The organism is Gammaproteobacteria bacterium, assembly GCA_015709695.1.
Lineage (GTDB): Bacteria > Pseudomonadota > Gammaproteobacteria > Steroidobacterales.
The window spans coordinates 514211-525857 of sequence record CP054183.1; the positions used below are offsets into that span (position 1 = coordinate 514211).

General features: G+C 69.8%; 6 protein-coding genes and 1 tRNA gene. 2 read left to right on the top strand and 5 right to left on the bottom strand.

All coding sequences use genetic code 11. From position 1 onward, the window contains the following. Positions 1 to 193: 193 nt before the first annotated feature. The gene (locus HRU81_02445) at positions 194 to 6619 is read left to right on the top strand and encodes a fibronectin type III domain-containing protein (GenBank protein ID QOJ31060.1); all 6426 of its coding nucleotides are present in this window, start codon (positions 194 to 196) and stop codon (positions 6617 to 6619) included. Between the two features lie 27 nt (positions 6620 to 6646). On the opposite strand, the gene HRU81_02450 is transcribed toward HRU81_02445, so the two are convergent. From HRU81_02450 to moaB, 4 genes are all read right to left on the bottom strand, one after another. After that, a complete protein-coding gene (locus HRU81_02450; protein ID QOJ31061.1) occupies positions 6647 to 6787 on the bottom strand; it encodes a hypothetical protein in 141 nt (46 codons plus the stop codon). Positions 6788 to 6974: 187 nt separating this feature from the next. Then, positions 6975 to 7051 (bottom strand) — tRNA-Arg (locus tag HRU81_02455). An 85-nt stretch (positions 7052 to 7136) separates the two neighbouring features. Further along, positions 7137 to 7907, bottom strand: coding sequence for a hydroxyacylglutathione hydrolase (gloB, locus tag HRU81_02460; protein ID QOJ33249.1), 771 nt, complete (start codon positions 7905 to 7907; stop codon positions 7137 to 7139). A 28-nt stretch (positions 7908 to 7935) separates the two neighbouring features. After that, complete coding sequence (moaB, locus tag HRU81_02465) at positions 7936 to 8511, bottom strand: molybdenum cofactor biosynthesis protein B (GenBank protein ID QOJ31062.1); 576 nt, start codon at positions 8509 to 8511, stop codon at positions 7936 to 7938. A gap of 118 nt (positions 8512 to 8629) precedes the next feature. Between moaB and ald the strand changes: the two genes are divergently transcribed. After that, a complete protein-coding gene (gene ald, locus HRU81_02470) occupies positions 8630 to 9745 on the top strand; it encodes an alanine dehydrogenase (GenBank protein ID QOJ31063.1) in 1116 nt (371 codons plus the stop codon). 14 nt (positions 9746 to 9759) lie between these two features. Here the strand turns inward: ald and HRU81_02475 are convergent, their stop codons facing one another. Next, positions 9760 to 11646: an ABC transporter ATP-binding protein gene (locus tag HRU81_02475; GenBank protein QOJ31064.1), complete on the bottom strand. Its 1887-nt coding sequence runs from the start codon at positions 11644 to 11646 to the stop codon at positions 9760 to 9762. Position 11647: the final 1 nt, after the last annotated feature.

Genomic DNA, 11647 nt, shown 5'->3' on the forward strand with positions numbered 1-11647 from the left:
TTTCCGAATTTTGACAATACGGCTACTACGGCTTGCCGGATACGTGGCAGTATGTAATGGCCGTGCGCACCGGCTAGAGAGCGGTTGCGTGGCCGGCAGGGACATCCCGGCGTTGGTGCCAGCCTGCGCACCGGGAACAACAAGAAGAACGAGGGCCCGTCATCCGGACGGCGCCCATCGGGGAGAATCACGGATGAAGACCTTCCTGCGCCGATCCCGTTCCGCGTGGCTCGCGGCCTGTGCTGCCGCCGCCGCGCTGTTCCTGCCGCAGATGTCGCTGGCGGCGCTGCCGGCGGGCTTCACCGAGACCACCATCAACCGCCCGGACGGCCAGCCCTGGCAGGAAGCAGTCGGCCTCGCATTCGCGCCCAACGGCCGGTTGTTCGTCTGGGAACGCAACGGCAGCGTCTGGGTCATCGATGCCGCCAGCCCGCTCGGCAGCCGCTTCCTCGACATGCGCAACGAGGTCGCGGCCTACCGCGACCACGGCATGCTGGGCTTCGCCCTGCACCCGAACTTCGTCAACAACGGCTACGTCTACGTGCTGTTCACCGTGGAACGCCATCACCTGGTGAACTGCGACTCGCCGCCGCTGGGGCCGCCGGTGTGCGGGCCCGGCTACACGCCCGGCACCCATACGCCGTTCCAGCCCACCATCGGCCGCGTCGTGCGCTACCAGGCCACGCGCCCGCTCGGCGACAGCGACTACAGCCGCGCCAACGGCATCGACACCAGCACGCGCACCGTGCTGCTGGGTGAATCCTGGTGGTTCAGCGACCCGAACCAGCTGAATCCGGCCAAGCCGCGCAACACCGGCTGCCCGATCCTGCACGAGTCCCACGGCGTCGGCTCGCTGGTGTTCGGCCAGGATGGCAGCTTGCTGGTCACCTGCGGCGACGGCGCCAGCTACAACGGCGTGGACTGGGGCCCGGGCTCGGATTCCTATCACAGCCAGGCGATCGCCGAGGGCATCATCCGCCCGGCGGAGGACGTCGGCTCCTACCGCGTGCAGATGGTGAACTCGCTCAACGGCAAGATCCTGCGGCTGAACCCGGACACGGGCGATGGCCTGGCGAGCAATCCCTTCTATGATCCGCTGGCGCCGCGCGCGGCGAAGTCACGCGTCTGGGCGCTGGGCCTGCGCAATCCCTTCCGCTTCACGCTGCGCCCGGGGACCGGCAGCCACAACCCGGGTGACGGCAATCCCGGCGTGCTGTACGTGGGCGACGTCGGCTGGAGCACCTGGGAAGACCTCAACGTGGTGCGCTTCGGCGGCGAGAATTTCGGCTGGCCGCTGTTCGAGGGCCAGGAGCAGCAGAACGACTACTACAGCAACGGCGTGGCCGAGAACGAGGACGCGCCCAATCCCCTCTACAACGGCACCACCTGCACCCGCCAGTACTTCCAGTTCCGCGAGCTGCTCAAGCAGGACACCAGAGGCACGCCAAGCTGGCCGAATCCCTGCAACGCGGGCCAGCAGATCACCAGTGCGGACGTCTTCCTGCACCAGCGCCCGGCGCTGGACTGGCACCACAACACCAGTACCTCGCGTTTCGCCGCGTTCCAGGGCAATACGGCGGTAGCCTGGCCCATCGGCAGCACGGCACCGGACTCGAGCATCGTGCTGGGCTCGCCCTTCCCGGGCAATTCTTCCACCGGCGGCATCTGGTACGAGGGCAGCGACTTCCCGGCGCAGTACCACGACACCTATTTCCACGGCGAGTACGGCGGCCAGTGGATCAAGAACTTCGTCTTCGACAGCAACAACACGCTCAAGGAAGTCCGCAACTTCGGCGACAACCTCGGCGGCATCGTCTCCATTGCCAGCAACCCGGTGAGCGGCGGGCTGTACTACATCGCCTGGACCGCGTACGTCAAGAAGATCAGCTACACGCCCAATACCAACGTGCCGCCCAATGCGGTGGCCACCGTGGACCGGCAGTACGGGCCGAGTCCGCTGACCGTGAACTTCGATGCCAGCCTGACCACCGACGCCAACGGCGGCACCATCACCTACACCTGGAACTTCGGCGATGGCAGCCCGACGGCAAGCGGCGTCACCGCCAGCCACACCTACACCGCCACGGGCCTCGCCACCTTCACGGCGACGCTCACGGCCCGCGATTCAGGCGGGCTGACGTCCACGGCCACGGTGCTGATCTCGCCGAACAACACGCCGCCTGACGTCACCATCACCAGCCCGCTGGACGGCGACAAGTACAGCATCCTCGCGCCGACCCAGCTGCCGCTGCAGGCGGACATCATCGATGCCGAGACCGGTCCGGGCAGCGTGAGCTGCAGCTGGATCACCATCCTGCACCACAACAGCCACACCCATCAGGATCCGCCGGTACCCAGTTGCAGTACCACCACGCAGATCTCCCCGCTGGGCTGCGACAGCGAGACCTACTACTACGAGCTGCAGCTCACCGTCTCCGATCCGCAGGGGCTGACGGTGCGCAAGTCGTCGAAGATCTATCCGGACTGCCCGTCGCAGGACACCAGCCCGCCCACGGCGCCCAACAGCCTGCTGGCGACGGTGGCCGGCTACAACCAGGTCAACCTCTCCTGGGTGGCTTCCGACGACAACGTCGGTGTCACCGGCTACCAGGTCGAGCGCTGCCAGGGCGCGGGTTGCAGCAACTTCTCGCTGGTGGGCGTGTCGGGCACCACGGCCTTTGCCGCCACCGGCCTGCTCGGCTCCACCAGCTACAGCTTCCGCGTCCGCGCCAGCGATGCCGCCGGCAACTTCAGCAACTACTCCAACGTGGTCAGCGCCGTGACGGCGGCGCCGCCGCCGGTGCAGATCCGCGTCAATGCCGGTGGCCCGGCCTACATGGACACGGTGGGCAACCTGTGGAGCGCGGATACCGCCTTCAATACCGGCCACCCGCTTGCCTGGCCGGACGCCACCATCATCAGCGGCACCAGCGATCCGGCGCTGTTCCGCACCGAGCGCTGGGATGACGGCTCGGCGCCGGAACTGCAGTACAGCTTCAATGTGCCGAATGGCAGCTACCAGGTGAAGCTGCACTTCGCGGAGAACTACGCGCCGCTGTTCGCGGTCGGCAAGCGCGTCTTCGGCGTGCAGGTGGAGGGCGTCACCGTGATCCCGGCGCTCGACGTCTTTGCCGAGGCCGGTGCGAACGCCGCCCTGGTGAAGACCATCGACACCACGGTCACCGACAGCACGCTCGACATCGTCCTCGTGCACAACATCGAGGATCCCGAGATCAATGCCATCGAGATCGTCTCGGCGGCAGCCACGCCGGATACCACGCCGCCCTCGACGCCGGTACTGGCGACCCCGGTGGTCGCCGGGGCTACCCAGCTCAACCTGTCGTGGAGCGCAGCCACCGACAACATCGGCGTCACCGGCTACCAGCTCGAGCGCTGCCAGGGTGCCGGCTGCTCGAACTTCCTGCAGGTGGCGACGCCCACAGGCACCGCCTTCAACGACATCGGCCTGACTGCTGCCACCAGCTACAGCTACCGGGTGCGCGCCACGGATGCGGCCGGCAACCTCGGCGCCTGGTCCAACGTGGCGACGGCGACCACCCAGGCTTCGGCCGACACCACGCCGCCGACCGTGCCGGTGCTGGCAGCGCCGGTGGTGGTGAGTGCCACGCAGATCGACCTCGCCTGGAGCGCATCCACGGATGCGGTGGGTGTCACCGGCTACCTGATCGAGCGCTGCCAGGGCGCGGGCTGCTCCAGCTTCGCCCAGGTCGCCAGCGTCGGCGGCGGAGTCACCGCCTTCAGCAACACCGGGCTGGCCGGCAACACCAGCTACAGTTACCGCGTGCGCGCCACCGATGCGGCCGGCAACCTCAGCGGCTGGTCCAACACCGGCACGGGCGTCACGCCGACGGCCCCGGACACCACGCCGCCCACCGCGCCGGTGCTCGCGGCGCCGCTGCCGGCGAGTTCGACACAGATCAGCCTGTCCTGGAGTGCCGCCAGCGATGCGGTCGGCGTCACCGGCTACCAGGTGGAACGTTGCCAGGGCGCGGGCTGCTCGGCCTTCACCCTGGTGACCACCGTCGCCGGCAACGTGCTGACCTATGCCGACCCCGGCCTGACGCCGGCCACCAGCTACAGTTATCGCGTGCGTGCCACCGATGCGGCCGGCAACTTCGGGCCCTGGTCCAACACCGGCACCGCGGTGACGCAGACGCCGCCCGACACCACGCCGCCCACGGCGCCGGTGCTGGCGGCGCCCACGGTGGTCAGCTCCACGCAGATCAACCTGTCCTGGAGCGCCTCCACCGACAACCTGGGCGTCACGGGCTACGTGATCGAGCGCTGCGCCGGCGTCGGCTGCAGCAGCTTCGCGCAGATCGGCAGCTCGGCGACGACCAGCTTCAGCAGCACGCCGCTGACGCCGTCCACCGCCTACAGCTTCCGCGTGCGCGCCACCGATGCGGCCGGCAACTTCAGCGCCTGGTCGAATATCGCCAGCGCCAGCACCCCGGCACCGCCCGCGGTCGCCATCCGCATCAACGTCGGCGGGCCGTCGTATACGGATTCGACCGGCAACAGCTGGCTGGCGGACACCGGCTTCAACACCGGCCATGCGCTCGGCTGGCCGGGCAGCACCAGCATCGCCGGCACCAGCGATCCGACCCTCTACCGGACCGAGCGCTGGGACGATGGTGGCAGCCCGGAGATGCAGTACAGCATCACCGTGCCCAGGGGCACGTACACCGTGCGCCTGCACTTCGCCGAGAACTACCCGCCGCTGTTCGCGGTGGGCCAGCGCATCTTCGGCATCCAGATCGAAGGCGTGACGGTCGAGCCGGCGCTCGACGTGTTCTCCCTGGTGGGTGCCCATACGGCGCTGGTGAAGAGCTACACGGCGACCGTGAACGACAGCGCGGTGACCATCACCTTCCTGCACAACGTGGAGGATCCGCTGGTCAACGCCATCGAGGTGATCTCGCAGGGCTCCACCGACACCACGCCGCCGACGGCACCGGTGCTGGCGGCGCCGCTGGTCGCCGGGCCGGCGCGGCTCGACCTGGCCTGGTCGGCATCGACCGATGACACCGGCGTCACCGGCTACCAGGTGGAACGCTGCCAGGGGGCGGGCTGCTCGAACTTCGTGCAGGTCGGCACCTCGGCCACGACGGCGTTCAGCAACACCGGGCTCACCCCGTCCACCTCCTACAGCTACCGGGTGCGCGCCAGCGATGCCGCGGGCAACTTCAGCGCGTACTCCAACATCGCCACGGCCACCACGGCGGCGGATACCACGCCGCCGGGCGCTTCGACGCTGGCGGCACCGACGGTGGTGAGCGCGACGCAGGTGAACCTCGCCTGGTCCGCGGCCGGCGATGACATCGGCGTCACCGGCTACCAGGTGGAACGCTGCCAGGGAGCAGGCTGCACCAGCTTCGCCGTGGTCGGCAGCACGGCCGGCACGACCTTCAACAACACCGGCCTCGCGCCGTCCACCTCCTACAGCTACCGCGTACAGGCCACCGATGCCGCGGGCAACCTCGGCCCGTACTCCAACGTGGTGAGCGCGACCACGCTGGCGGCGCCGGACACCACGCCGCCGACGGCGCCGGTGCTGGCGGCCCCGGTGGTGGCGGGCTACAACCAGCTGAACCTCGGCTGGGTGGCCGCGAGCGACAACGTCGCGGTCACGGGCTACCGGATCGAGCGCTGCCAGGGCGCGGGCTGCTCGGCCTTCGTGCAGGTGCAGTCGGTCGGCGGCACGACGCTGTCGGCGATCGATACCGGTCTCGCGCCGTCCACCTCCTACAGCTACCGGGTGCGCGCCACGGACGCCGCGGGCAACCTAGGCCCGTACTCCAACGTGGCCAGCGCCACCACCGCGGCGGACACCACGCCGCCGGGCACGCCGGTGCTGGCGGCACCGGTGGTCGTCGGCGCCAGCCGCATCGACCTGTCGTGGACGGCCACCACCGACAACGTGGGCGTGAGCGGTTACCAGGTCGAGCGCTGCCAGGGCGCGGGCTGCTCGGCCTTCGCGCTGGTGACCACGGTCGGCGGCAGCACCACGGCCTTCAGCAACACGGGCCTGGCGGCGGGCACGGCATACAGCTACCGCATCCGCGCCACGGATGCCGCCGGCAACCTCGGCGGCTACTCCAACGTCGTCAGCGCCACGACCTCCTCGGCACCGGTGACGGTCATCCGCCGCAATGTCGGCGGGCCGGCCTACACCGATTCCTCCGGCAACGTCTGGGCGGCGGACTCCGGCTACAACACCGGCCACGCACTGGCCTGGCCGGGCAGTACCAGCATCGCCGGTACCAGCGACCCGACGCTGTACCGCACGGAGCGCTGGGACGACAGCGGCAGCCCGGAAATGCAATACAGCTTCACGGTGCCCAACGGCAGCTACCAGGTGCGGCTGCACTTCGCCGAGAACTACTCGCCGCTGTTCGCGGTGGGCCAGCGCATCTTCGGCGTACAGATCGAGGGCGCGACCGTCATCCCGTCGCTCGACATCTTCGCCGAGGCCGGCGCCCGCACGGCGCTGGTCAAGACTGCCACGGTGACGGTGAGCGACGGCACGCTGAACATCGTCTTCCTCCACCAGGTCGAGGACCCCGAGGTCAACGCCATCGAGATCATCTCGCAGTAGCGGACGGGCAGGCGGAGGAAGGGGAGGTCAGCGGCGCCCGGGTACTGCGGGAGGCGCCGCCAGTGCCGCGAGGATGCGACGGGTCTCGCTGCGCGCCAGGGCGATGCGCAGCGCCAGCGCGCGTCGTGGCTGGCTGCCGTGGAGCTTCCGGGATCGGGCTGGCTGCATGCGGTGGCGGGCTGCCTTGCGGCTTCTGGGCCGGGGCGCTCTTCTTGCCTTGTTGTCAGGAACTATAGCTCGATAAATAAACGGGTTACATCCTGTTTTTACCGTAATGCAGGATGCAACGGCGGGCTGCCAGATGGATGCCGGACGGGTCGCAGCCGGCCCGGAGGCCGGCTGGCTGCGGCGAGAGTGGCGCGCCCGGAGAGATTCGAACTCCCGACCCCCAAGTTCGTAGCCTGGTGCTCTATCCAGCTGAGCTACGGGCGCACTGGGACTGGCCTGCGGGACAGCGGTGCGGGAACCGGGCCGCTGCCGCAGGGCGCGGCAGTGTAACCGTTCCGGGCGTGGCTGCCTAGAACTCGTTGCGCCGCCGCCGGGTCTCGGCGAAGACCTCGACCAGCGGCGCGCCGCCGAGCCCGAGGGTGGCCTGCAGCTCCGCGCTGTCGGGCCGCAGGAAGGGGTTGGTCAGCCGCTCGCGGCCGATGGTGGAGGGCACCGTAGGCAGGTCGAGGTCGCGCAGCTGGTCCACCTCGGCGACGCGTTCACGCAGCCCGGCGTTGTCCGGCTCGAGGCCGATGGCGAAGTGCGCGTTCTTCTGCGTGTATTCGTGGGCGCAGAACACGCGGGTCGGCGCCGGCAGCGCCCGCAGCTTCTGCAGCGAGGTCCACATCTGTGCCGGCGTGCCCTCGAACAGGCGGCCGCAGCCCATGGAGAACAGCGTGTCGCCGACGAAGGCGGCATGGTCCTCGTCGAAAACGTAGACGATGTGGCCACGGGTATGGCCGGGCGTATCCAGCACGCGCGCGCGGTGCCGGCCGAGCATGACGACATCGCCCTCGCCGACCTGCACGTCGATGCCGGGGATGCGCGCGGCGTCGGCGCGCGGGCCGATGATGCGGCAGCCGGTCCTCGCCTTGAGCTCGAGGTTGCCGCCGGTGTGGTCGTCGTGGTGGTGGGTATTGAAGATGAAGTCGAGCTTCCAGCCCGTCTCGGCGAGCGCCGCCTCGATGGCAGCGGCGGAGGGCGTGTCGACGCTGGCGCAGATGCCGGCCTCGCGGTCACGGATGAGGTAGCCGTAGTTGTCGTCCAGGCAGGCGAACTGGTGGACTTCCAGGGCAGGCAGGTGATGCGGGGCGGAAGCCTGGGTCATGTCACTTCTCCAGCAGCCGCGGGATGAGTTCGACGAAATTGCACGGCCGCGTGCGGTAGTCGAGCTGCGGGGCGAGGATGCGGTCCCAGCCGGTGGCGCAGGCGCCGGTGGAGCCGGGCAGGCAGAAGAGGAAGGTACCGTTGGCGACGCCGCCCAGGCAGCGGGACTGCAGCGTCGAGGCGCCGATCTCGCCGAAGGAGAGGCTGCGGAACAGCTCGCCGAAGCCGCCGATCTCCTTGTCGAGCAGCGGAGCCACGGCCTCGGGCGTGCCGTCGCGGCCGGTGAGGCCGGTGCCGCCGGTGGTGATGATGGCATTGACCTCGGGGTCGGCGATCCAGGCGGAGACCACGGCGCGGATGCGATAGATGTCGTCCTTCTCGATGCCGCGGGCGGCCAGGCGGTGGCCGGCGGCTTCGATGCGCGAGGCGAGCAGGTCGCCGGAGCGGTCGTCGGCACGGGTGCGCGTGTCGGATACCGTCAGCACGGCGATGGACAACGGCACGAACTCGCGCGCTTTCTTCTCCTCGTGGGCCAAGGCCGGCTTCCTCGCTCGATGTGGTGCTGTGGGGGACTGCATTCTACCCCCGGCGCGAACCATTCTTGTCCGGCCTGGCCGAAACGGCTAGCTTGGCCCTGGATCCCGGCATCGCCCGGGTCCGCAGGCCTGTCCCAGGCTTCGAGAGGAGAGCGAGCCCATGCACATCGGTGTGCCCCGGGAGATCAAGGACCACGAGTACCGGGTCGGGCTGACGCCCGCCAGCGTGCGCGAGCTCACGGCCTGCGGCCACGAGGTGATGGTCGAGAGCGGCGCCGGTGCCGGCATCGGCGTCGACGATGCCGATTACCGCCGCTGCGGCGCAACCATCGGCAGCGGGGCGGCGGAGGTCTATGCGGCGGCGGAGATGATCGTCAAGGTGAAGGAGCTGCAGGCGCCGGAATTCCCGCTGGTAAGGCCGGGGCAGGTGCTGTTCACCTATCTGCACCTCGCGCCCGACCCCGCGCAGACGCAGCGGCTGCTGGCCGCCGACGTGGTGGCCATTGCCTACGAGACTGTCACCGGTCCCGGCGGGACGCTGCCGCTGCTCTCGCCCATGAGCGAAGTGGCTGGCCGCATGGCCGTGCCGGTCGGCGCGCACTGTCTGGAGCGCGAGGCGGGCGGCGCCGGCATCCTGCTCGGCGGCGTGCCGGGCGTGCGTTCGGCCAACGTGCTGGTGGTCGGTGGCGGCGTGGTGGGCGCCAACGCGGTGCGGGTGGCCATGGGCATGGAGGCGCAGGTCACGGTCATCGATCGCTCGCTGCCGCGGCTCAAGGAACTGGACTTCCAGTTCGGCGGCCGCCTCAACACCATTTTCTCGACGGTGCATGCCATCGAGCACTACGTCGCGGATGCCGACCTGGTGATCGGCGCAGTGCTGCTGCCGGGCGCCGCGGCGCCGAAGCTGGTCAGCCGCGCCATGGTCCGCGGCATGCGCCCCGGCTCGGTGCTGGTGGACGTGGCCATCGACCAGGGCGGCTGCTTCGAGACCAGCCGTCCCACCACGCACTCCGATCCGACCTTCGTCGAGGAGCGCGTGGTGCACTACTGCGTCGCCAACATGCCCGGCGCGGTGCCGCGCACCTCGACCTTCGCGCTGAACAACGCGACGCTGCCCTATGTGCTGGCGCTGGCGCAGAAGGGCTACCGCCGCGCGCTGCTCGAGGATGCCGGACTGCGGGCCGGCCTCAACGTGCACCGCGGTGCGCTCACCTGCGAGGCGGTGGCCCGTGCCCAGCGGCTGAGCGCCGTGCCGCCGGAACAGGCGCTGGCCTGAGGCCGGCGTCCGGCCTAGCGATAGCCCTCGGCCTGCAGGCGGAACAGCTTCGCGTACAGGCCGTCTTTCACCAGCAGCTCGTCGTGCGTGCCGTACTCGCTGATCCGGCCGTGCTCGATGACGGCGATGCGGTCGGCCTGGCGCACGGTGGAGAAGCGATGCGAGATGAGGATGGAGATGCGCCCGCGGGTGTGCTGGCGGAAGTAGGCGAACAGCTCCGCCTCGGCGCCGGCGTCCATCGAGGCGGTGGGCTCGTCGAGCACGAGGATGTCTGCCGTCATGCGCATGAAGGCGCGTGACAGCGCCATCTTCTGCCATTGCCCGGTGGAGAGCTCCTTGCCGCCCCTGAACCAGCTGCCGAGCTGGGTGGCGAAGCGCCTCTCGAGCCGCTCGATGAACGGCATGGCCATGCCCTTGCGCGCGGATTCCTCCCAGCGCCGCTCGTCGGCGAAGGCCTGCACGTCACCGGCGCCGATGTTCTCGCCGACGGTGAACTGGTAGCGGTTGAAGTCCTGGAAGATGACACCGATCTGCCGGCGCAGCGCCTGCGGGTCCCACTCGCGCACGTCGAGCCCGTGCACCAGCACCCGGCCGCGTGTCGGCTGGTAGAGCCCGCAGAGCAGCTTGATGAGCGTGGACTTGCCCGCGCCGTTCTCGCCCACCAGCGCCAGGCTCTCCCCGGGCCGGATCTGCAGCGTCACGCCTGCGAGCGCCGGCTCCGCCGCGCCCGGATAGGTGAAGGAGACGTCCTCGAAGCGCACGCCATCCTCCGGCTGCGGGCCGCGCGCGCCGGTGCCCCAGCGATAGGCCGGCGCCTGCTCCAGGTACTCGTAGAGGTTGGTGAGATAAAGGTTGTCCTCGTACATGCCGCCGATGGAGCCGAGGCTGGCGGAGATGGCGCCCTGGCCCTGGCGGAACAGCACCAGGTACATGGTCATCTCGCCGAGCGTGATGGCGGTGCGCACCGCCGCGGTCGCCACCCAGGCGTAGGCGCCGTAGAGCGCCGCGGTGCCGAGCAGTGCCAGCGCCATGCCCCAGCTCTCCCGACGCAGCGTCAGGGCGCGATCCTCGGCGTAGATCTTGCGGAAGATGGCGCGGTAGCGATCGAGCAGCATCGGCCCCAGCTGGAACAGCTGCACCTCCTTGGCGTGGTCCTCGCGCGCCATGACGATCTCCAGGTAGTTCTGCAGCCGCGCCTCCGGGGCGCGCATGCGGAACAGCCGGAAGTTGTCGCCGGAGAACTTGGTCTCGGCGACGAAGGCCGGCAGGCCGGCCAGCGCCAGCAACGCCAGCGCCCACAGCGAGAACTGCGCGATCAGCACGCCGAAGCTCGCCAGCGACACCAGCTGCTGGAACAGCGCGAAGCTGCGCATCACCAGCGACAGCGGCCGGGTCGAGGCCTCGCGGCGCGCCCGCTGCAGCTTGTCGTAGAACTCCGCGTCCTCGAACTGCGTGAGGTCGAGGGTCAGCGCCTTGGCGAGGATCATCTCGTTGACGCGCTGGCCGAGCTGGGCGCGCAGCAGCGACTGGCAGGCATTGATGCCGCGCTGCGCGGCGCCGAGGCCGGCCATGGCCAGCCCCTCCAGCAGCACCAGCTCCAGCACCGGGGCGAAGACCGGCGCGGCGCCGGCATGCACGGCGTTGACCTGACCGACCACCGCGTCCACGAGCAGCTTGCCGATCCAGGCGGCGACCGCCGGCAGCACGCCGGCGAGCAGCGTCACCGCTGCCAGTGTCAGGGTGAGCTGTCGGTTGGTGGACCACACCAGCTCGACCGCGCGGCGCGTGTAGCGCAGCACGGCGGCATTGCGCAGCAGCTGCTGCAGCCAGTTGCCGGCCGGCGGCGGTGGTTGCGCGGCGCCCTGGGCGTGGGTCGGCAGCTGCGGGAAGGCCTGGGCCATC